Raw genomic sequence first — 23,187 nt, forward strand, 5'->3', positions numbered from 1 at the left:
TCAAAGGCAGGGATTGGTTCCCTGCCTTTGATTTAGGTTATAGCAGTTTAATGGTACCATTCAGTCCATCCAGTTCTACCATTTGACCATCCTTCAAAATGGAAACAGCATCTTCTATTCCTGAAACACATGGCTTGCCATACTCCCTTGCTACAAGGGCTCCGATACCTCCTACTTCGAGAATTATGCCTGCTGCATTGATGAATAAAGGGGGCCAACCTGGATCTGTAGCCCTCGCTACTAATATATCCCCTGGTAGTATGGGTTTTTCATCGGGAGTTCTGAGAATTTTAACTTTTCCCCTTACTGTTCCTGGTGAAATAGGCTCTCCAACTAGTTCACCTTCACGTGCTTTCTTCTTGGGAGGTCGGAGTATCTTACCCCTAGAGTCAATGACCTTGGGAAATTCTCGTATATGCTCTATTTTTTTAATGAAAGTAGTATTCTTAGAAATTAGAGATTTAAGGTTAATAGAGGGATCCTTCATTGCCTTTTCGAGATCATCTAAGGTGAGATCAAATATTGTCAGGGGATTATGTGTTGAATCAACATTTTCAGCCATTGCTTTCAGTTATTTGTAGAATAGGGCAGGTTCCTCATCGTATCGGGGCGTTGCGATATCAAGTTCCTTAGGAGATCTGAAGCCATATTTCTCCATAAAATGCTCCCATGCTGTCATAAAATCCTTGGAAAGAACCCTTGCTTCCTGTTTTTCTTTGAATATCTCAAAGGATGGGCAATCATAGAAACCGACGGCACTGGAAGGGAAAGGATTAAGAAGGTTCCACCTTTCTCAGTGCCTTGAGAACATTCATTCCTGTACCTAAGTTGCTCAGCGCTGCTTTCAATAGTGCACCTCGGAGTTTTGGAGGGAGCGTCTTCGGTACATATTCATTTTCGTTTATATTTTCAATGATCTCTGAAGAAGATACATCTATAGAACGATAGCTATTTGCTAGTTTCTTCTTACCGTAGATCAAAATCTATGGAGCTTCATGCAGTATCAAACCAAGAGTCAAAAAAATTATATAAATTCATTAGATTTACCGATATATGTAGTATCATAATAAGCTAAATTAAAAATGAAAGAGGTGACTTTAGATGGATATAAAATCTATTTCGAGCGGAAATCAAACAGTGAAATACGGACAGAGAAAAGAAACAGAGAATGAAAGAGAGGAAAAAATAAAAGATAACAGCCAGGGAGTTAAGCTTGGAGACGCAGTAAAATATGAAAAAACAGAAAATCATAAGAAAAAGTATATAACTTATGACAAGACGACTGTAGAAAGATTGAAGGCAGAAGCAGACAGAAGATATTCTGACCTAAGAAGAATGGTAGAAGAGCTCCTAAGAAAACAAGGGATGACGTTTAAAGGTGCTCTAAAGTTGGAGTCTATAGAAATAGATGAAGAAACCCAACAAAAAGCTATAGAAGCAATTGAAGAGGGTGGAGAGTATAGCGTAGATGCAGTAGCTACAAGAATCATAGATTTTGCAAAGGCCATTTCTGGAGGCGATAAGGACCAAATACCTGTATTGAAAAATGCGATAAAGGAAGGCTTTGAAGCAGCGAAAAAAGTTTTTGGGGGGAACCTTCCAGATATCTGCGAAAAGACCTATCATGAGGTCATGGAGAGATTAGATGCATGGGAAAAAGAAAACTAGGTGTCTCAAACGAAGAAGCTAGATAGATCAGTAAATTTGCTGTTGAGTTTGAGTCAAGGTGATGATATTTTGTTAAGAAAACTTCGGTGATAGAGGATATGAGCACAGTTTTTTCCATATCCTTTCCCTACCGAAGTTTTTAATGTTCTTAGACCAAGGGAAGGGGAATGGCATGTTTAAAAACACCATTTCCTCAAAGCTTTGAAACGTTGATTCACCTAAAACTCCATTACGACATTGGCCATGCCTTTCAAACCGGGGACTCTGTAACATTGATTTATAAATCCTTCATAGATAATTTCTTTGTTTTCTATAGCGAGCAGTTCGTTAGAGCTGATTAGTTCAGGCACTTTTTCATAATTAAAAATATTGCTATTCATTAAGAGTTCGGAAACAAATTGAGAGCAAAAGTAATGATTTTTTCTTTTTATAGGCATGTTAAGTAAAACACCGAATAAACCTATAAAATTATATTTGTACTTGTCCTTTTCTTTTTTAAAGTTTTCAACCTGTTCCTGTAGAGAAAAGTACTGATCTTCAGTTACCCTGACTTGATATATCAGGCACTCACATTTGGAAAACTTCCTGTAAACTCCTTCATATAGATTTTCTTCCACGAACCCCCCTGAGAAAGGATTTTCAGGATTTGTCCTTCCAAAAGAGTACATTTTGGTAAATTTGTTATCAAAACTGATAGATGCATGCACATATTTTGTTTGAGAAAATGTATAAATTAAGCTTGAAAGCCAAGTGCCTGTTTTTGTAAAAATTAAGTAAATATATTTATGTTTCACAGGTATATTCAACTCCTTATTCTTGTAAATGCAGAGGGGCTAGTAGCCTATGATGTTGCTTATATTGCTTGATACGTAGAACTTTATTAGTATAGCATGTAGATTAAATTTTTTTATAGAAGATATTATGAACAAATAGGTAAATATGGTTATTTTCTTTTCTCCAATGCGCTTTACTTCATAATGAAAGTATAAGGCAGAAGAATTAGAGATCCTTTAGGCAAAAATTAAAATTTGATTAGAAATTTAGGTTGTAGACGATGATTCACATATTACGGGCTAATAAGATTACTTTTAAGGAATGAGGGGGTTAATGTATATGAAACTTTTGATGGAATGGAAGCGCTATCAAAGCTTAATGGGATAAAAGTAGAGATGGGCATCCGGTGGAGGTTATCTGAAAAGGAAAACTTTTAGATATATTTAAAACCGCAGTCATTTATGATAGGGTGAACCGTATCACAAGTAAAGGCGAAAACAGCCCAAAAGTGTTTAATATCAATGCTTTTGGGTTGTTTTTTAATTAAAGTTTATTAAGTTGACAGACTGGCACCAAAAGATTCCAGTGTAGATATTATAAAATACCTATAATTTTTCGATTACATAAATAATGTTTATTCCGCAGTCTAATGTCCCTGGTAATTTAGTAAACTCAATCTCTTTTCTTATAAGGAGTTCCCATAATGCACTATCTTGTTTTGCTTTGGATAGAGTTTCTTCTTGTGAATGCATAAACAAACCCGCAGAACTCTTTTCCAGTATTTTTACCGGTTTTCCTTGGAACAAAGCATCAAGTTCTTTACTTGTCATCATGTGCACATAATGCTTATTCTCTACTGGATAATGTTCTTCATCTTGTATCCCAGTGGTAAATAACCATTCTGTTGCATCAATTCCGAACATTCCTTTTTCATATATTGTCCCATCAAGATAGTACATCAATGCACCTATTAATGACATTGACCCAAGAATCAATTTGCCATGCGGTTTAAGTATTCTCAGCATTTCATTTATCGCATTTTCTTCTTTATCGAATAAATAGTTAATCGGTCCTCCAATACATACAGCAACATCATAAGTATTATCTGCGATATCTTCCAAATTGGTTATATCCAAAATCATAAAATCTTGTACTTTATCAACTAATCCCAGCTCCTCCATTTTTCTTTTGTTAATTTCAATTTGAACTGGGGATAAATCAGATGTAGTTAAGGACTTTGACATATTTACAATATCTTTTGTGAATCTTCCTGCACCTGCTCCTAATTCAATAACATTATCTGAATCAGAGATATATCGTTTTAGTATATCAAGATGTACATGATATAATAGTTCTCCTAATCTATCCTTTTCTAGTCGTTCCCACTCTCTGTTTCCATATTCGTCATAGCGGGCTCTTGGAATTTCTGGGTTATACTTCATATTCATCACTCCTAAAATTATTAATACTTGCAGTCTCTATGTAGAAAATATCGCTAATGCCATCATCAATCATAGCTACCACCTCCCAAAGTTAATTTCTGATTTTTGTGGTAAAAAAAACAAAAGCTCTCATCCCTATAACAGGACGAAAGCCTAAATTTCGTTATACCACCTGATACTGCATACCAACATATGCGTTCCTAATAACGGTAGAAAACCGTCAGTACCTACTTAAAATTCGGTCTGAAACTCCAGAGGGATATTCAACATAATCTAATCAATACCAGGCTTCCACTATTCCCAGCTCGCTGTGATTTTTCAAAAGTGTTTACTGTCTCTATCATCGTCTGCTTTTTATTAAATTGATTGTATTATACTCTACTTTCAAAATTTTGTAAATAAAAATAAGTGACAGTTTAGTCAACTTGCTAGACTGGTTGCACCGCCCAATTGTTGGTAATGAGATGTGATTATGTCTTTATCATTTGCCACCGAAACGCAGAACCGTACCATAAGTGACTTCATAGCAGAATTAGTTGTTAGAATTCCAGGTATTATATAGAATGAGGAGTATCTCGATTGCCTATGTTTTTTATACTATTCAATCATGTGGTAAATATTGTATAATTATAGTAGCAGTAAGTATTGATTGGCCTTTCAAAAAATAATTATTAGTAGGGAGATACGGCTATGGGTAATCCAATTTAAAATACACTCCATATTTCTATAAGACCTTTTTTAAAAGGTCTTTTTGTGATGTAAATTATGGAGGTGTTTAAATTGGATACTTTAATAAGATCAAAAAGATTAAATATCTACTTGATGTATTTAATTGTATTTTTTCAAGGTTTTGTTTTTTATGGGCCTATTGCGACCATATATAGACAGAGTAGAGGAATTTCAATGTATCAGATATTCTTAATCGAATCAGTATTTTGGATACTCATGATTGTGTTAGAAATACCTTGGGGCTATTTTGCTGATAGATTTGGATATAAAAAAACATTAGTAATATCAAATGTAATATTCTTTATATCAAAGATTGTTTTCTACAAAGCCTTTTCATTTTACATGTTTGTTTTTGAGAGAATACTATTGGCAATAGCAATATCGGGTTTATCTGGCTGTGACATAGCTTTGTTATATGCTTCGTCTGAGGATGGTGAGTCACAAAAAGTATTTGGAATATACAATGCATTAGCGACTGCTGGATATTTAATAGCTTCTTTAATGTCTACGCTCATTGTGGAGTATTCTATCGATAAGACGGGATTTTATACTGTTTTTCCCTATGGAATTGCGATAATACTGACCATATTAATAAAGGATGTACAGACAAACGAAAAGATAAAAGAAAAGATGGGTATAAAAGATAGTTTTAAAAATATTATGCACAATAAACCAATTATGATTTTAGTTATTTCTATTGCATTTGTTCGTGAAGTATTTCAAGCAACAAGCGTGTTCTTAAATCAACTTCAATACATTAGAAGTGGAATTGATATACGATACTTTGGCATATTAGCTGTAATGATACAGATCGCAAATTTAAGTTCAGCTAAATCTCATATCTTGAGCAATAAGCTTGAAAAAAATAAAAGTATTGAAATGTTGATAATTTGTATAATGATTTGTTGTTTCTTACTAATATTTACTCAAAGCCAAATATTTTCTGTAATATTGATAATGCTTATTTCAGGCAGTATGTCTTTAATCAATCCTATAGTTTTAGAGATACAAAATAAAGCTATTATTACAGGAGATAGAGCAACGATGTTATCTATATATGCTATGGCAGGAAACATTGTAGCTGCTATAATAAATCCACTCATTGGAAAGGCTGCGGATATTTCTGTACAGACTGCCTTTGGTACATGTGTATTGATTGTATTTTGTGGGTATGGACTTTTCTTGATATATAAAATGATGAACCGAAATCTTAAGTCTCTTTATATAGACCAATAGTTAAAAAAGGTGGAGTTTTTCATAATTTGTTAACAAAAATAAAACCATAGTTAGAGCGCTATGGTGAACCGTACCACGAATAAATGAGGTTTATAGCTTTAACCATTGATTTTACTTGGTTAAGGCTATTTTTATTATAAAAAGCTGTATCACAGGTAAGGTTATTCTTACAAAATATGTTATTATAGTAATATAATTACTCTTTAGGCATAAGACAAATAGAAACTTGTTGAGGGGGAGTATGGATACTATAAAGTGAGAAGAACTAGAATCTGCTAAGTCAATAATCAGTATAAAAAAGAGGGGATAAAGACTATGGAATATGAAATTATACATTTACCAAAGAAGAAATGGAAGGGAACTATAATTCCAATAAAGTACAAAACAGATAAGTATTATGATGTTATAGTAAATAAAATAGATAAAGGGTTTGTTATTGAGATAGAAAAGAAAGACTTTACAGAGCCAGTAACTCATACACCAGAAGAATATGATTTCCCAGATAAGTTATATGAAGAACACTGGGAGAATGCTTATGCTTGGGGCGTGTTAATGAATGATGAATTAGTTGCCGCAATTGAAACGAATCAAGAATTATGGTCTAATCGTCTAAGAATTACAGAGCTTTGGGTAGCAGAAAAATATCAAAAGCAAGGAATAGGTCATGGGTTAATTGAAATAGTAAAGGAACAAGCAAGGAGAGAACGTCGTCGGGCTATTATACTAGAGACACAATCTTGTAATGTTAATGCAATAGATTTTTACCAGCATGAAGGCTTTAGCTTGATTGGTTTGGATACTTGTTGCTACAAGAACAACGATTTACAAAGAAAAGAAGTAAGGTTAGAATTTGGATGGTTTCTAAAAGAGCAGAAAAGATTAAATCATGAAGAAATAGAAATCAGAATGGAAACAAAGGATGATTGGTACAATGTAGAGTTAATGACACAGCATGCATTTTGGAATAAACATCATCTTGGTTGTGACGAACATTACCTTGTACATAAATTACGGCAAGATCAAGACTATCTTCCAGAACTAAGCAGAATAGCAGTAAAGGATGGAGATGTAATAGGATGTATAATGTATTCAAAGGCACGAGTTGTCGATGGTACAGATACACATGAAATTATAACCTTTGGGCCTCTTTGTGTGGAGCCTAAATGGCAAGGTTGTGGAGTTGGTGAGCTGTTATTGAGGGAAACAATGAACTTAGCTGCAAATAAGGGTTATAAAGGCATTGTAATTTTTGGAGAACCAGATTATTATCCTCGAATAGGATTTAAAACATGTGATAATTTTAATATTACAACTGCTGATGGTAAAAATTTTGATGCATTTATGGGAATTGAATTAGCAGAAGATAGTATGAAAGGCATAAAAGGAAAATTCTACGAATCGGAAGTTTTTAAAAATCTTCCAGAGGAAGAAGTGGAAGAATATAATAAGAAATTTCCACAACTACAAAAATTAAGATTTCCAGGACAATGGGATTAATTTTATAAAAGTATCAAACATGCCCAATACCACCCTCTAGCGATAGTAAATTAATTCACCAATAACCTATGAGGATAAAAGATTTAAAACCTTCATATTAGCTTTCGATAATAATTTCCTAAATTCTCTGGGGATGATTCAAATTGAGCAATATTGTCCAATACAAATTCTAAAAAATATTTTATAATAATTCATATTTCAGTAATAATCCATGATTCCAGTCAATGCTGTGATGCAGTGGGCTTGATGTTCAAATAGTGGCGCTAGATGGAAACTATAAAGAGAAAATATTTTTAATCTTATAGAACCATCTATATATCACCATTACTATATAAAATATGAGTGACATACTAGCCCATGTCCAATACCATTTCCACGAATGATAGTCAATTACCATTGTGTGTTTTTCTAAAATGTATTCCATCAGTGTAAATATAGAACTAAAGGTAGCAAAGTATAATAATTTCAGCTTAATGGGCTTTTCATTTGGATAGTGCAGGATGAAAAAAATAGTCAGTAAAGGCAGTACAAAGTATTCAAATAAGAAACTGGTTTGATTAGCTTTAGAAAGTTCCCGTACAGGATACTCAAGAAATGCAAATTCCACAGCAATTAACCCTAAAATCCATGAAAAGAATTGAGTTGCTAAGAATATTAATGATGCTTTATCTGCACTTGTTCTTGGTATAAAGAATATTGAAATAACACAAATGATAAATGATATAATGAGAATATTCTTTTCGAGTAAATACATAGACCTATCCTCCTGACTAAAGTGCTACTTTTTTGGAAAACCAGCGAATATAAAGATGACCAAGTATGAAATCAATAGAGAAGTTTATATATAGGCGTAGAATTTGAGAAGTAAAGGTTCCTTTTTTGAATTCTTGCAAGTCTGTATATGTGGCGATGAAATAAATAAACCATACTATTGCTGATATAAAGGCGATATAATGCAATATCTTTCGTATTAGTAGAGTATTATGGGGGAAGATAAGAATGAACCAGGTGAATACCGTAGGATAAATTAAAAAATTCAAGATAAAACTCCCCTGTGTTGCATGTGGGAATTGTCTTACTGGATATTTTATGGAACCTATTTGTACAAGAATGATTGTCGCGGCCCAGGTATAAGCTTGAAAAATAAGAAAGCTTATGAGTGCTAGACGATACTTATCTTTTGGTATATACAAAAAGGATATTATTGAAAAAATGGAAGTTGCAAATAAAATAAAATGTTCTTGTGACAAAGCAACACACTTCCTTAATATTAATTATTATAGTTTGCTCCTTAATAATAGAGTATATTCTTGATTAGAAGGTCTCTTTTAGAGAAGACTTATACAAACTAAATCCAGAAGAGAAGTTTCTTTTTACTCATTTTTATAAGAAAATCGCCAATACAAAGATACGATGAACCATACTACGAATGACTGTGGTTTTCTATCAAAACTAGTATTTAAAGGCTTTAGAGATTCTTCATTTCACTACGTTTCATTCAGAATGACAACATTCTAGATTTTTTCAGTGGCCTCGGACCGTTCCCGCTTGCTTTTAAGGAGGATTTTATTAGTTCAACTTGTGTGCGTAGTAGCATCTTTATAGTTGACTTATCAACTATAAAGAATTATAATAGTTGATAAGTCAACTAAGGAGGGAAGAATTTTGGAAAAACCAATCGGACGGTTTGTATCAATCCTATATAGACAATCACAGGTGTATTTTAACTACATTTTAAAGGAATTTGACATCACTTCGGCAGAATATTCTTTACTACTTTATCTATATAGAAAAGATGGAATTACCCAAGACGATTTGTCTGCCTATTTATATATAGATAAGTCAGCAATAGCGCGTGCGGTAAAATCGCTGGAGCAGAAAGGTTATGTGATCCGGGATAAGGATGATGCGGATAAAAGATTTAATAGAGTCTATCTTTCGGATAAGGCAAAGATTTTCGAGGATGAAATAAGGAAAAGAATTTGGTCTTGGAGTGAATTCTTGACAGAGGGGTTGGATGAAGAAAGTGTTGATATGGTTTTATCTGTGCTTGAAAAAATGGTGAATAAAGTAGCCTGTAGCAATTTTAAAAAGAGAATGGAGTAATGGAGATATGGAATATGTAAATCCATTGGGAGAAGAAAAAATATCAAAACTGTTGGTGAAATTTTCAGTGCCTGCGATTGTAGGTATGATGGTCAATGCTTTATATAATATTGTTGATAGAATTTTTATTGGAAATAGCAGCGATTTAGGTTCATATGGGTTAGCAGGAATCACCATAGCTTTTCCAATTATGATTATACTTTTGGCAATTGGTATTTTGTTTGGTGTAGGGGGAGCAACTTTATTCTCCATACGGTTAGGTGAAAAACAGCAGGAACGCGCAGAAAACGTCATGGGTAATGCTTTTGTCCTATTGATTATAGCGGGCTTTATATTCATGCTTCTAGGTCAGATTTTTTTAAAACCTATATTATCCTTGTTTGGAGCCAGTGAAGCTGTGCTGCCTTATTCCATGGAATACATGAGAGTGATTTTTTTTGGAGCGATTTTTCAGGTAGTGAGTATGGGTATGAATAATTTCATACGTGCCGATGGCAATCCTAAAATAGCAATGATGACCATGTTTTTAGGTGCAGGTATAAATACCTTATTGGACCCACTGTTTATTTATGTTTTCAAAATGGGCATGGCTGGCGCAGCACTTGCTACTATTCTGGCTCAGGCGATTTCAGCTACATGGGTGGTAACATACTTCATAGGAAAACGCAGCAGAAATAAGCTCAGACTTAAACATATGAAACTAAAATTTGATATTGTAACTAAAATAACTTCTTTGGGACTTCCGGGATTTTCGATGCAGCTTGCCAACAGCCTCTTAAACATGATACTGAATAAGAGTTTACTTATTTATGGTGGAGATATAGCTGTATCAGGAATGGGCGTAATAAACAGTATTCAGACGATGCTGCTAATGCCTATAACGGGTTTAAACCAGGGAGTTCAACCAATTATTAGTTTTAATTATGGTGCTAGAAAATATAATAGAGTAAAAGCGGCAATAAAGCTTGCGATTATGGTGGCTACTGGGATTGTGTTGTGTGGTTATATCATTACAAGGCTGTTCCCAGAACAGATGATAGCAATGTTCAATCAAGAAACAGATTTATTGGAATTTGGGAGTTATGCGCTGATACACTGGTTTTTATGCTTGCCTGTTATCGGTTTTCAGATTATCTCCGCGAACTTTTTTCAAGCTATTGGCAGACCTAAATCCTCTATGTTTTTAATTCTTTCAAGACAGATAATACTTCTTATCCCGGCATTAATCATATTTCCAAAATTCTGGGGTATTAATGGTCTGCTGCATGCGGCACCCTTTGCAGATTTCTTTTCAGCCTTATTAACTGGTGCATGGTTTTATAATGGTATCAAAAGTCTGGAGAAATCAAGATTTGAGGATAGGTCCAATGCCTCTGACACGGTTATATAGACTGGAATAAGGCTAAATTTTGTTTTCGAAATAACAAGGCATAGAAAATAATGGAAATTAATTATGGATGGGTACAATTAAATTATGTATAATGAAATAAATTGATTTATCTAGGAATGGAGTAAATAACTATGCAACTACTCGTTAAGGATAGAAAGTTTTATAAAGCCGCACTTCTTATCGCTTTGCCTATCGTAGCGCAGCAAATAATAAATATTGGAGTAAATCTTATGGACACGGTTATGCTCGGTTCTTTTGGAGAGATTCAGCTTTCCGGTTCATCCCTTGCAAATCAATATTATTTTATTTTTGGCGTATTGTGTCTCGGAATGGGAGGCGGAGCTGCGGTTATAACCGGTCAGTATTGGGGAGCAAAGGATACGGACTCTATAAATAAGACCCTGTCGCTTATACTGAAAATATGTACAATCATTGCGGTTATTTTTTCAATCATTACTTTTTTATTTCCAAGAGAAATAATGTCATTTTACTCCAAGGATCAAGCAGTAATTGAGAGTGGGGCAAAGTACCTTAAAATAATGGCTTTTGTATTTTTATTTCATGGATTAAGTCTCACAACAGTGATCGTACTCCGGACTGTAGGAGTTGTTCGTCTAGCGCTTTATTCTTCATGCGCCTCTTTTTTTATAAATGTGTTCTTTAACTGGGTGTTCATATTTGGAAAATTAGGTGCACCAAGACTGGAGATTGCTGGTGCTGCAATCGGAACTTTGCTAGCAAGAATCTGTGAGTTTTGTATCACCTTCGGATATTTGCTGTTTTTTGATAAACAAATAAGGTTTAGCCTCAAAAATCTGCTAGACAAAATAGATATAGCTTTTGTGAAACAATTTGTACATATAGCTGTGCCGGTTATTATAAGTGATGCACTTTTAACCTTGGGAAACAATGCATTGGCTATGATCATGGGAAGAATGGGAGCAGAAATGGTAGCTGCAAATGCGATTACAACCGTTACTGTGCAGATAAGTACAGTGTTTATAATGGGTGTTTCAAGTGCCAGCTCCGTAATGTCTGCCAATACGGTAGGCCGAGGTGAGTATGACAAAGCCCAGGCTCAGGGAGTTACCTTCCTCACGATAAGTGCAATCATAGGATTAGCGGGAGGAATAATTATCGCTGTGATGAGGCCTATTGTCATAAACTTCTACAACATTACACCACAAACAAAGGAAATTGCGGATCAGCTTATGTTAATGGTGGCATTTATTGTAGTATTTCAATCAATTCAGTCTATCATGACAAAAGGTGTACTTCGAGGAGGGGGAGATACAAAGTTTTTAATGGCTGCGGATGTATTATTTCTGTGGATAGCTTCAATTCCCCTGGGCTACATGGCAGGTCTTGTCTGGGGATTACAGCCGTTTTGGGTTTACTTTTTTCTGAGAATAGATTTTATAATAAAGTCCATATGGTGTGTTTACAGGCTTAAAAGCAGAAAGTGGATAAAGGTAGTAAAGGGAGTTGAGCCTGATATTTTAGGATAATATAATTTAAAAGATACAGGAAATGGATGACTTTTTTTTGAGTAAAAAACTGCAGCCACTTATGATACGGTTCACCATATCATAAGTGGCTGCGGTTTAAGTGTAACAAAGCTATTCATGAACTTTGATAAAATAACAATGGAAAAGAGCTGTATTTTAGAATGATAGATTAGAATACTAAAATAAACGAACCAACGATGTGTAAATATGAAAGTATTACTAAATATATCAATCTTTTCTTTTTTCTTGGGGAACAGGCATGTCTGTTCCCTACGTTTATATAAAGACTTGGAGGGATCCAAGTCTTTTTTTTAATATGGCATTCAAATAAAAAATATAATAACAATGTTATTGACCATGATGGTTAATGATGATATTATGTTATTAACCATCGTGGTCAATTTATTTAATTATGATTGACCATATGAATTAATTTTTCTGTGATATTGTTAACTGGCTTGGATAACAATACTATCATAATGTTGATGAAATAGAAAGAAGGTGGACCCAATATTTTCAAAATTCTTAAATCTAGACAAAGAAAAACAACAGCGTGTTTTAAATGCTGCTCTAAAGGAATTTGCCCGTAAGGGTTACGATGATGCTTCTACCATTGAAATCGCCAAAGAAGCAGGCATCTCTAAAGGTCTTTTGTTTCACTATTTCAATACGAAGAAAGATCTTTTCCTATTTCTCTATGACTACAGCATGAAGATTATCAAAACAGAGTATTTTGATATGGTCAACACAAAGGATAAGGATATTTTTGTGAGACTGCGCCAAGTATATCTCCTTAAGATAGAGCTAATTCACAAACACCCATGGTTATTCCAGTTTAGTGCGGTTTCTACAGATTCAAAAGAAGTGAAAAAGGAATTGGAAAGTAGAAAACTGGAAATGGAATCTATAGGGTATGGGAAGATGTTTGAAGACATTGATGAATCGAAATTCAAGGAGGGAGTTGATGTTGAAAAGGCGAAAAATATTATCTTCTGGGCAATTGGAGGATATGCGAATAAGATCATAGAGGAAGCAAAGGTATCAGAGCTAGAAGAGCCTGACTACGATAAAATACTAGAGGAATTCGATGCTTATTTGGACATTCTCAAAGTATGGGCCTATAATTAGCAAGAATCCTAAGCTTGTTTTCATTCAAGGTAACTTTATAGTGCACATTGATCAATATCATCTAACTTTAAAATATATAATATATGGAGGTGTTTCCTGTGAATATTATTGAAATCAATAAACTTACCAAGGCCTATGGTAAACATCAAGCTCTTCGAGGTGTGGATCTTATCGTAAAAGAAGGAGAGGTGATGGGATTTTTAGGACCAAATGGGGCAGGAAAATCTACAACGATACGGATTCTACTCGGATTAATACGAAAGAGTGGAGGAGGAGTCCGTGTTTTTGGGGGGGACCCCTGGAATGACGCAGCTGAGATTCACCGCCGAATAGCCTATGTCCCTGGGGATGTGACATTATGGCCAAATCTGACGGGGGGAGAAGTTATTGATCTGCTAGGCAGAATGCGAGGCGGATTTGATATGGAAAATCGCAATAAGCTACTGCAACGTTTTGAGCTAGATCCTAGAAAAAAATGTCGTGCCTATTCCAAGGGAAACCGTCAGAAGGTGGCCCTGGTTTCGGCTTTTTCATCCAATGCTGATTTGTTTATTTTTGACGAACCAACCACAGGATTAGACCCTTTGATGGCGGCAGTTTTCCAACAATGTGTAGGAGAACTAAAGAAAGCTGGAAAGACCGTCCTGCTGTCTAGCCATATTTTAGCCGAGGTAGAGGCAGTGTGTGACAAAGTGAGTATCATTCGGAATGGTGAGATTATTGAGTCTGGAACCCTTACAGAATTACGCCACTTTACACGAACATTGGTAGCGGTGGAAACTAGCAAGCCAATTGCAGGTCTTGAGGGAATGACAGGTATTCACAACTTGAGTGTAGAGGGGACGAAGGCAAATTTTCAGGTGGATGCTGGGGAGCTGGACCGTATTATGCAGCATGTAACTTCATTTGGACTGCGTTCTTTGACTAGCACACCCCCGACCCTAGAAGAACTGTTCATGAGTCATTACAGTAATGATTCGGCCAATGGAAAAGCAAATAAAGCTGGAGGTGGAAAGCGATGAAGAAAGATCTGATCGGAACGGGTGGGCTGATTCGTCTTATTCTGCGTCGTGATCGAATTTTGCTATTGTTATGGATGCTGGTTGCCTTAAGCATCATACTGGGAGGGGCTGCCACTATTGAAAATGTCTATCCTACTGTGGAGGCAAGGCAAGAGCGCTTTGATCAGATCATGAATATCCCAATGTTTATGCTTTTCCAAAGTAAAGCTTTTGATATAAGTCCAGGTGCTTTAGCTACCCAGCAAGCTTTTGGGGGTACTACAATTTTAGCAGCTTTGGGCGGTGCTTTGTTTTTGGTACGTAATACCCGTAAGGAAGAGCAGACGGGACGCCGCGAGTTGATTGGTTCCACCGTGGTAGGGCGACATGCCCCCCTTGCTGCTGCCCTAACTGTTGTACTGGGGGCTGGAGCCATCCTTGCCGTAGTTTCAAGCATTGGATTGATAGGTATTGGTTTCCCCATGGCTGGGTCCCTAGCGCTTGGGTTAGTAGTAGGGTCAGCGGTCTGGATTGCAGCTGCAATGGCTGCTGTGGCTGCCCAGCTGACAGAGAACTCTGGCGTGGCGAGTGTGAGTGTTATTGTACTTTTTTATGGTTTTCACTTCGTACGTGGTATCAGTGACATGGGAGGAGAGTCTCTTGCTTGGTTGGGATGGCTTGTTCCCAATGGATGGCTTGAGCGTGTGCGCCCCTTCGCCGGTGAGCGTTGGTGGATATTTGGATTAATTGCAGTTTTGGTAATTCTGCTGCTAAGGCTTGCCTTTAGGCTGGCAGGGAGACGGGACTTAGGTGCAGGATTGATACCTGCCAGAAATGGCCCCGCCACTGCCCCAGCAGGGTTACGAAATCCCATTGGGTTGGCATGGAGGTTGCAGCGACGGATGCTGTTTTTCTGGATTGGGTTAATTACAATTATTGCCCTTCCCTCCGGCTTTGTCGGTCCAAGTGCTATGAAGGAGTACGCCCAAAGCCAGTGGCTGCAGGAGTATGCTGCTGCCATAAATGTTGCGAATCCAGCGGATGCCTTTTTCACTTATTTGGTCTTTGTCATGGTTTTTCCTATCGCCATGTATGCGATCATGGCCACCCTGCGTATGCGATCAGATGAGGCAGAGGGTACAGCGGAGATGATTCTGACAACATCAGCGAACCGTGGTCAATGGGCTGCCAGTCACTTGGCATTTGGAATTGGAGCACCAGTGATTCTTCTAGTAATCTTGGGCTTCGGATTCGGGCTAGGCAACGGCGTCCAAAGCGGCGATCTCAGTGGGGATATTGCACGGATGTTAAAGCTTACAACCTCTTTGGTACCTGCCGTATGGGTGATCGTGGGAATTACCATGGCAGCCTTTGGACTATTAGGACGCGGCAGCAACATTATTGGGTGGACCGCCCTTGCTGTGGGCATCATAACTGAGATCATTGTAAAGATGAAGTTACTGCCAGAATGGATGTTCTTAGTGTTATCACCATTCGCCCATGTAAATCCCTACTTTCGGCCAAGTGCCATGACTTTTGTAGGGCTCACCCTATTGGCAGCTGCTCTAGTAATTTTAGGATTCTATGGACTAAAGCGACGCGATCTGACCAATTAGTATATGAAAGGGGCTGTCTCAAAATGATTAAATAAATCATTGAAAAAGGCAGCTCCTTTCTTATGGAAATAAGAAAAATAACTTGTGTTTTTTACCATCATTATGAGTGTAACTTTTATGGTGATTGGCATTATCCCGGCATTGTTCTTGACCAATAAGCTGAGAAAAGGGGCTGACAACAAAGTATAACGTTAACTGGTGACGTAGAGGAATAAAATGTTACAAGAAATCCATACCATGGCATTAACTATGTTGAAATAATCTACCAATACATTTATAAAGAAGACATCTAGTACTATATTCAGGATACATCCGGTAATTGTTAATTGCATAAGCGTCAACAAAAAACAATCAGCATAATAAAGTAATATACTGATTGATTTTTGTTATATAATAAGTTGAGATGGTCTACGTTATAACCGTTAAGGTGACCTGTACCGTAAGTGACTGCTGTTTTCTTTGAAATGAGTAATTATAATATATACGCAGCAATGGGCAGGAATGAAAAAATGGAGATAAGCTATAAATTGGTTTCAATTGACGGTTCAATATAAAATATTTTAAAGATGAGGGGACTTCGAAATGGAAAATGAGCATTTAATTAGGCAAGCCATTAAAGATCGTCGTTATCTTCACCAACATCCAGAACTATCAGGGGAAGAATATGAAACGAGTAGATTTATTCGTAATCGACTCGAAGCGTTAAATATTGAAGTCCTAGACTATCAGCCACCTAGTGTAGTTGGTTTTGTCAAAGGAACAAAAGGAAGCAAGACCATTGCTTTGCGAGCGGATATCGATGCATTGCCAATTACTGAAGAAGGGGATAAGCCTTATATTTCGAAAAATCTTGGTGTGGCACACCTGTGTGGACATGATGGTCATATAGCGATTTTGTTAGCTGTATCGGAATGGATATCGAAAAATGCGCAGGATATTGAGCCTAATATTGTCCTTATCTTTCAATCAGCTGAAGAAATTTCACCGAGCGGAGCAGATATACTTGTGAAACAAGGTGTTTTAGAGAATGTTGATGCAATTTTTGGCATCCACTTATGGCAAGGAATGGACAAGGGAAAAATTGGTTTAAGGCCAGGGCCAATGATGGCATCGGTGGATGATTTTGAAATAACAATTCAAGGGTATGGAGGACATGGATCAATGCCACATGAAACAGTCGATCCAATCTATGTGGCTACACATGTTATCCAATCTTTACAGAGTATAATCAGCCGGAAATTGAATCCAATGGACCCTAGTGTTATTTCAGTTGGAAAAATTGAATCAGGTACAACTTATAATATTATTCCTGACTCGGCAAGGATAATTGGTACGATCAGGACATTATCACCAGAAGCAGTTCATACGATTCAAAGCCAAATGGTTCAACTAACAGAAGGAATTTGCAATGCATTCGGAGCCAAAGGTAAAGTGGATTTTATCATAGGAACGCCTCCGCTAGTCAATGACCCTAGAGAATCCCAATTTATTGAATGCATTATTCGAAGAACGTTTGGCAATGAAGTATTTGAACTAGTCAATCCTATAATGGGATCAGAAGATTTTTCATATTATTTACAAGAGAAACCTGGGGCGTTTATCTATGTAGGTATGAAGGGAGAGGCAAGCACGTATCCCCATCATCATCCTAAATTTGATATTGATGAAGACGTCCTACAAGAAGCAATCCGACTATTTATTGAAATTGTTAAAAACTATAAGTAATAGATGGAGATTTTTGGGGTCAGAAGGGATAGCTCTTTTGACTCTTTTTTTATAGACTCTGTTAAAGTGAGATGTCTATAAGCAAAAGTTGGCATAGCGGTACAATGAAATTAATCGATACATTTAGTCAATGTGATGCAGTAATTTTGGAATTCTTTTGGCGTATAATTTGTATGTTTTCTAAACTTCTCAATATAGTAGCTTACACTGCCAAAGCCAACTTCATCAGCAATTTCACTAATCGTTAGATCACTCTTTCTCAATAGCAGTATGCTCTGATTGATACGATAAGAAATAATATATTCAAATGGTGTTAATTTGGTCATTTGTTTGAAGAACCTACAGCATTCTGATCGACTGACATTTGCAGCTTTTGCCACATCTTCTAATGTAATCTTTTGTTTATAATTCTGATGAATAAAAGATAACATGTTCTTTATTCGTTGATCTTCGGTAAACGTATTTCCATGGACCTCATTGATATAATCAGGAGTATTGGTAATTACTGAGTGCCACACCCTTAATAATATGGAATACATATTCAGTTCAAATCCAAACTCGTGTCTTGTATAAATTTCAAATAGGTTACTTAAATCATTTAAAATTTCTTTTTGCCAGGGAATGAAAGTGTTCAGCGTAATTGCTGCATTTGATCTTGATTTTAGAAAAGGTTCCAAATATTTTTGGCAGATAATGCTTCCATGAGAACCAGCAAGGAAACTAGGGTTTATATCAAAGCATATATACTCACTATCTTCAGCGTTGTAAGTTCTTGCGGAATGAAGACAACTGGAATTAATAAAAATGCCATTGTTTTCTTCAACATAATATATGGATTGATTCACGCTAAAACTTACACAGCCTCTTAATACAAGAACAAATTGTATTTCATCATGCCAATGCAAAGGAACATATCCATATACATTTTTACTTAACAAGGTTTTATATACGCCTATGGGAAATGATGGATTTCCATGCATTGTTATTTCTTGTAAATCATTTGTAATCTGAATATCAAATACCTGCAATGGATTCTCCTCCTTCAAAGCAATATCACGATATTATTTGCTAATAAATTGATAGAAAACGAATCTAAATCACTCTATAATAATAACATAATTATATGTCGCGACAAATATTTGTTAGAAAGTTATTCGAATAACATAATTTATAAATGGGCCTTTTCTAAAAAATTATCCTGCCAGATGCTGGGTGGGAGTGTCAAGATTGTCTAAGGAGGTAGGGGTGGGAATAGAGATTATTACAATTTTAAAATAAAGTATTGATTAAGAGGTGATGGATATGGGAGATGTGCATGGAATCCAATATATTGTAAATGAAAATGTGAAAAGAGTAAGGAATATGGGAGTATCTACGGATTTTCTTGATAAGAACGTAGTGGATAAGGTCAGGAATTTCCATAAAAGTTTCCCAGAATATGAGATGACACCACTTCAAAGTTTAAGTGAATTAGCTAAGCGATTAGGTGTTAGGGATATATGGGTAAAAGATGAATCTTATAGATTTGGACTCAATGCTTTCAAAGTATTGGGAGGGTCCTATGCTGTAGGTAGATATTTGGCTGAAAAGCTGAATATGGACATTTCAGAACTTTCCTTTGAAACATTGAAAGCTAAAGAAATTAGGGAACGTCTTGGAGAGATTACTTTCGTGACTGCAACAGACGGGAATCATGGAAAAGGAATTGCTTGGGCAGCAAGACAGTTAGGACAAAAAGCAGTGGTGTTTATGCCGAAAGGATCTTCTATTATAAGGTTAAATAATATCAAAAACGAGGGCGCAGAAGCTACCATAACAGATTTGAATTATGACGATGCCGTAAGATTATCTAGCAAATACGCAGATGAACACAATGGCATATTGATACAGGATAGCGCTTGGAAAGGCTATGAAGAGATTCCAACTTGGATTATGCAAGGCTATACTACGCTTATTGACGAAGCGATAGGGCAGATAAAGGCTGAAGGGAAAGGTAAGCCCACCCATGTATTTCTTCAAGCCGGTGTTGGTTCTTTTGCTGGAAGTGTACTAGGATATTTAGAAGCTATATTTGGACCAGATAGACCCATTACGACTATCGTTGAACCAAATGAAGCCGCATGCATATTTAAGTCAGTTAAAGAAAATGATGGAAAACCCCATGGAGTAACAGGGTATATGCCAACGATTATGGCAGGGCTGGCTTGTGGAGAACCTAGCACCGTAGCCTGGGAAATACTAAAGGATTATGCAGATATGTATATATCCTGTCCAGATTCCTTAGCTGCAAGGGGGATGAGAATACTGGGGAATCCATTGGGAGACGATCCTAAAGTGATATCCGGTGAGTCCGGTGCAGTAGGATTGGGAATTGCAAGCTTAATCTTACAAGGCGATCATTTCGAAGAAATAGCTGAGAAATTAAATATAAACAAAGATTCAAAAATCCTTCTTATAAGTACGGAAGGAGATACGGACCCCGAAAGTTATAGGGAAATTGTGTGGGATGGCATGTATCCATCTTTTTAAAATAATGACATAAAGGGGAGTGAATGATTATGATAAAACAAATTATGGATGCTCTGGCTGTTTCTGAAGAGGAATTGGTGAAATTTACGCAGGATTTGGTCAGAATAAAAAGCTATTCAGGTCATGAAGAAGAGATTGTTCGGTTTATAGCGAAAAAGATGAGTGATCTTGGATATGATGAAGTAATCATAGATGCTATGGGTAATGTTGTAGGTAGAATTGGAAATGGGAAGAAGGTAATTATGTTCGACTCCCATGTTGACACCGTTGAGATAAAGGATGAAGAAAAATGGGATGTTCCCCCTTTTAGCGGAGAAATCGTAGATGGAAAACTCTATGGGAGGGGCTCTGTGGATATGAAATCTGGAGCTGCTGCTTCAATATATGCGGGTGCTATCGCCAAACAGCTAGGACTGGATGCTGGAAAGACAATCTACGTTTCTTGTACTGTATTTGAAGAAGATTGTGATGGTGAAAACTTAAAGCATTTATTCAAGGAGCGTAATATCAAGCCGGACTACTTTATTACCTGTGAGCCATCTGACAATAAAATTGTTACTGGTCACAAAGGTAAAGCTCAGATTTCCATCAAAACAAGAGGCATTTCTGCCTATGGTTCAGCACCTGAGAAGGGTAAAAATGCAATTTATGAAATGGCTGAAATCATTCAACGTGTTGAAAAGACGAATGAAGAACTCATGAGAAAAGACGGTCCAAGGAGAACCCTTGTAATGTCTCAAATTTCATCGGTAAGTGTATCTTTAAATGCCGTACCATCTGAATGTGAGGTATACTTAGATCGAAGAATGGTAGTAGGAGAAACTGAAGATACGATCAAAGAGGAAATGGATCAGATCGTAGCGGGAAAGAATGCTTCATGGGAAATAGGAACAATCTATAGAAAAAGTTGGACTGGAATGGATATTAAGTATGAGCCGTTTCACTTAGCATGGAAAATTGATTTAAACCATGAATTTTCAAGGGTATGTATTGAGGCCTATATGGAGAGCTTTGGGAGTATCCCAGTGTATGATTATTGGGATTTTAGTACCAATGCAGTAACAACAGTAAGTATGGGCATCCCTACAATTGGATTTGGACCAGGTGCATATAAATTAGCCCACTGCCGTAATGAAAACTGTGAAGTAGGTAAAATTGTTGATGCATGTAATTTTTATATGACAGTAATCCATAGACTATAATCGAAAGAGAAAACCATGAAATAGGAATGAAGAAATTGAAGTATTTCGTCAATCAGAAATTTCCAGATTGTAATGAGATAGTCTTAGCAGTTAATTGTAGAAATGTATTTTAATCTATGCATCACTGAAATCTATCAAGGGTATGAACGAAGCAAGCTGACAGTAATTACTGTCAGCTTGCAAAATATTATTAAGGCGTATTTTCTGCTGCATAATCAGTGATAGATTCAAAATATTACCACTGATTCCAGTGAATTCTAGATTCATCGTATCTATCCAAAACATCTTTGGTCTCTCCCGGATAGCCTAGAGAAATAATAGAAAATGGGATGATGTATTCAGGTAAGCTCAATAATTCCTTTATTTTCTCCACTATTTCTATCATCGGATATACTCCAAGCCATACAGCTCCCAATCCCAAATCCTGTGCCATAATGAGCATGTTTTCAGTAGCGGCAGAACAGTCCTGTATCCAAAGTTCTTCAACAAACTTATTTTTTCGATTCATATCTCCACAAACCACGATGGCATGGCTGGCTTTCATAAGCATGTGGGAGTTCGGATGTATTTCAGGAATTCGATATAACATTTTTTTATCGTTTAATACAATAAACTGCCACGGCTGACCATTCCCGGCAGAGGGGGCAGACATACCTGCTTTTAAAATCAATTCTATATTTTCTTTTGAAATTTGTATATCTAAATACTTTCGTATACTTCTTCTTTCAAATATTGCTTTCATTGGTTCCCCTCCATCTAATATTATATATTTAAAGATTCATTTATTTTCATTAAATAATATTTGTTTGTTTAGCAAACCTTTCACCCATTTCAAAGGCTTTTTGACAATCCTTAGGGAATACTTCCTTTCGCCTTTTAGATTTTTCTGCTGGATTCACTGATGCCGGAATTACATATTTGGAATAATCGTCATACTGATAGGTATCGGTAACAATAAGCGATTCAAATGTTCCAAAAATTAGCTGCATTGTTATTTCAATATCACTTAAACGCTGTTCGTATCCGAATTCTTTTATCTGTATTTCATTTACACCCATGGTATAAATGAAACCTGTCACTATTTTCTTTTTAAAAAGAGTAGAAAGATTTTCAGCATCAAACAATGGATACAGCAAACGTTCCAAAAACGATTTCATTTCACCGGTAAGAGATCCCATATATATTGGAGATCCAAGGATAATAGAATCACTTTTCTCAACCGCTTTAAAGATTGCGGTCAAATCATCATTTACAGCACACTTGCCATAACTTTGCCTATTTTTTAGTCTGCAAGAAAAACAGCTGATACATCCCTTATAATTGAGGTCATAAAGGTGTATGACTTCGGTTTCTGCTCCTTGTGAAGCGGCTCCTTCTAGTACCTTGTTCAGCAGAATTGCTGTATTACCGTTTTTCCTCGGGCTTCCGTTAAATGCAATTATTTTCATAAAATATCCTCCTGTAATAATTAGAGTATTTCACTAATTTTAAAAATCGATCGCTAATTAATTTCATCTTAATATTGCACTATTGTTTATTGAAATTATAGTGCAATAGGAATAATATTTAAAGTAGGCAAATTATTATGATATAATCAAAAATATTAGACTAGATCTATTTTTTAAACTAATTAAAA

Annotated in this window: 21 protein-coding genes and 1 other annotated feature; of the genes, 12 read left to right on the top strand and 9 right to left on the bottom strand. The window is 36.1% G+C overall.

Annotated features, from left to right (window positions below; translation table 11 throughout):
* Positions 1 to 37: 37 nt before the first annotated feature.
* Both HNQ80_RS01400 and HNQ80_RS01405 read right to left on the bottom strand, forming a co-directional pair.
* Complete coding sequence (locus tag HNQ80_RS01400) at positions 38 to 562, bottom strand: PEP-utilizing enzyme (protein WP_184307391.1); 525 nt, start codon at positions 560 to 562, stop codon at positions 38 to 40.
* Positions 563 to 773: 211 nt separating this feature from the next.
* Positions 774 to 980, bottom strand: coding sequence for a hypothetical protein (locus HNQ80_RS01405; RefSeq protein WP_184307393.1), 207 nt, complete (start codon positions 978 to 980; stop codon positions 774 to 776).
* 121 nt (positions 981 to 1,101) lie between these two features.
* Here HNQ80_RS01405 and HNQ80_RS01410 point away from each other — a divergent pair, with 121 nt between their 5' ends.
* Entirely contained in the window at positions 1,102 to 1,668 is a 567-nt protein-coding gene (locus HNQ80_RS01410; RefSeq protein WP_184307395.1) for a hypothetical protein, read from the top strand.
* Between the two features lie 218 nt (positions 1,669 to 1,886).
* Here the strand turns inward: HNQ80_RS01410 and HNQ80_RS01415 are convergent, their stop codons facing one another.
* Positions 1,887 to 2,462, bottom strand: coding sequence for a hypothetical protein (locus tag HNQ80_RS01415; RefSeq protein ID WP_184307397.1), 576 nt, complete (start codon positions 2,460 to 2,462; stop codon positions 1,887 to 1,889).
* A gap of 585 nt (positions 2,463 to 3,047) precedes the next feature.
* Complete coding sequence (locus HNQ80_RS01420) at positions 3,048 to 3,884, bottom strand: class I SAM-dependent methyltransferase (protein ID WP_184307399.1); 837 nt, start codon at positions 3,882 to 3,884, stop codon at positions 3,048 to 3,050.
* A 138-nt stretch (positions 3,885 to 4,022) separates the two neighbouring features.
* Positions 4,023 to 4,237, bottom strand: a binding site (T-box leader).
* 427 nt (positions 4,238 to 4,664) lie between these two features.
* Here HNQ80_RS01420 and HNQ80_RS01425 point away from each other — a divergent pair.
* Together HNQ80_RS01425 and HNQ80_RS25780 are read left to right on the top strand one after the other, a co-directional pair.
* On the top strand, positions 4,665 to 5,849 hold the full coding sequence (locus HNQ80_RS01425; protein ID WP_184307401.1) for an MFS transporter: 1,185 nt from the start codon (positions 4,665 to 4,667) through the stop codon (positions 5,847 to 5,849).
* A gap of 315 nt (positions 5,850 to 6,164) precedes the next feature.
* Positions 6,165 to 7,346, top strand: coding sequence for a GNAT family N-acetyltransferase (locus HNQ80_RS25780; protein WP_243182877.1), 1,182 nt, complete (start codon positions 6,165 to 6,167; stop codon positions 7,344 to 7,346).
* Positions 7,347 to 7,620: 274 nt separating this feature from the next.
* On the opposite strand, the gene HNQ80_RS01440 is transcribed toward HNQ80_RS25780, so the two are convergent.
* On the bottom strand, positions 7,621 to 8,100 hold the full coding sequence (locus HNQ80_RS01440) for a CBO0543 family protein (RefSeq protein WP_184307403.1): 480 nt from the start codon (positions 8,098 to 8,100) through the stop codon (positions 7,621 to 7,623).
* Between the two features lie 16 nt (positions 8,101 to 8,116).
* A complete protein-coding gene (locus HNQ80_RS26610; protein WP_408626295.1) occupies positions 8,117 to 8,596 on the bottom strand; it encodes a CBO0543 family protein in 480 nt (159 codons plus the stop codon).
* 415 nt (positions 8,597 to 9,011) lie between these two features.
* Between HNQ80_RS26610 and HNQ80_RS01445 the strand changes: the two genes are divergently transcribed.
* The 7 genes from HNQ80_RS01445 to HNQ80_RS01475 all read left to right on the top strand — a co-directional run bounded on the left by HNQ80_RS01445 (position 9,012) and on the right by HNQ80_RS01475 (position 17,820).
* Entirely contained in the window at positions 9,012 to 9,452 is a 441-nt protein-coding gene (locus tag HNQ80_RS01445) for a MarR family winged helix-turn-helix transcriptional regulator (protein WP_184307405.1), read from the top strand.
* Positions 9,453 to 9,459: 7 nt separating this feature from the next.
* Positions 9,460 to 10,842 (top strand): MATE family efflux transporter, encoded by a 1,383-nt coding sequence (locus HNQ80_RS01450; RefSeq protein WP_184307407.1) that lies wholly within the window; start codon positions 9,460 to 9,462, stop codon positions 10,840 to 10,842.
* 131 nt (positions 10,843 to 10,973) lie between these two features.
* Positions 10,974 to 12,350 (top strand): MATE family efflux transporter, encoded by a 1,377-nt coding sequence (locus HNQ80_RS01455; protein WP_184307409.1) that lies wholly within the window; start codon positions 10,974 to 10,976, stop codon positions 12,348 to 12,350.
* Positions 12,351 to 12,851: 501 nt separating this feature from the next.
* Complete coding sequence (locus tag HNQ80_RS01460) at positions 12,852 to 13,478, top strand: TetR/AcrR family transcriptional regulator (RefSeq protein WP_184307411.1); 627 nt, start codon at positions 12,852 to 12,854, stop codon at positions 13,476 to 13,478.
* Between the two features lie 98 nt (positions 13,479 to 13,576).
* A complete protein-coding gene (locus HNQ80_RS01465) occupies positions 13,577 to 14,500 on the top strand; it encodes an ABC transporter ATP-binding protein (protein ID WP_330602714.1) in 924 nt (307 codons plus the stop codon).
* Positions 14,497 to 16,095 carry an ABC transporter permease gene (locus tag HNQ80_RS01470; RefSeq protein ID WP_184307415.1) on the top strand — a complete coding sequence of 533 codons (1,599 nt, stop codon included), beginning with the start codon at positions 14,497 to 14,499 and terminating at the stop codon, positions 16,093 to 16,095. Before HNQ80_RS01465 ends, HNQ80_RS01470 begins: the two co-directional genes overlap by 4 nt.
* A gap of 582 nt (positions 16,096 to 16,677) precedes the next feature.
* Positions 16,678 to 17,820 carry a M20 metallopeptidase family protein gene (locus HNQ80_RS01475; protein WP_184307417.1) on the top strand — a complete coding sequence of 381 codons (1,143 nt, stop codon included), beginning with the start codon at positions 16,678 to 16,680 and terminating at the stop codon, positions 17,818 to 17,820.
* Positions 17,821 to 17,930: 110 nt separating this feature from the next.
* Here HNQ80_RS01475 and HNQ80_RS01480 read toward each other — a convergent pair whose 3' ends face one another.
* Positions 17,931 to 18,848, bottom strand: a complete 918-nt coding sequence (locus HNQ80_RS01480; RefSeq protein WP_184307419.1) for an AraC family transcriptional regulator — start codon at positions 18,846 to 18,848, stop codon at positions 17,931 to 17,933.
* Between the two features lie 274 nt (positions 18,849 to 19,122).
* Between HNQ80_RS01480 and dpaL the strand changes: the two genes are divergently transcribed.
* Positions 19,123 to 20,349: a diaminopropionate ammonia-lyase gene (gene dpaL, locus HNQ80_RS01485; RefSeq protein WP_184307421.1), complete on the top strand. Its 1,227-nt coding sequence runs from the start codon at positions 19,123 to 19,125 to the stop codon at positions 20,347 to 20,349.
* Positions 20,350 to 20,378: 29 nt separating this feature from the next.
* Positions 20,379 to 21,551, top strand: a complete 1,173-nt coding sequence (locus HNQ80_RS01490) for a YgeY family selenium metabolism-linked hydrolase (RefSeq protein WP_243182878.1) — start codon at positions 20,379 to 20,381, stop codon at positions 21,549 to 21,551.
* Between the two features lie 235 nt (positions 21,552 to 21,786).
* Here HNQ80_RS01490 and HNQ80_RS01495 read toward each other — a convergent pair whose 3' ends face one another.
* Both HNQ80_RS01495 and HNQ80_RS01500 read right to left on the bottom strand, forming a co-directional pair.
* The gene (locus HNQ80_RS01495) at positions 21,787 to 22,293 is read right to left on the bottom strand and encodes a nitroreductase family protein (RefSeq protein WP_184307423.1); all 507 of its coding nucleotides are present in this window, start codon (positions 22,291 to 22,293) and stop codon (positions 21,787 to 21,789) included.
* Between the two features lie 49 nt (positions 22,294 to 22,342).
* The gene (locus tag HNQ80_RS01500; RefSeq protein ID WP_184307425.1) at positions 22,343 to 22,999 is read right to left on the bottom strand and encodes a flavodoxin family protein; all 657 of its coding nucleotides are present in this window, start codon (positions 22,997 to 22,999) and stop codon (positions 22,343 to 22,345) included.
* Positions 23,000 to 23,187 lie beyond the last annotated feature (188 nt).

Origin of the sequence: Anaerosolibacter carboniphilus, assembly GCF_014205875.1 — a bacterium.
Taxonomy (GTDB): Bacteria; Bacillota; Clostridia; order Peptostreptococcales; family Thermotaleaceae; genus Anaerosolibacter; species Anaerosolibacter carboniphilus.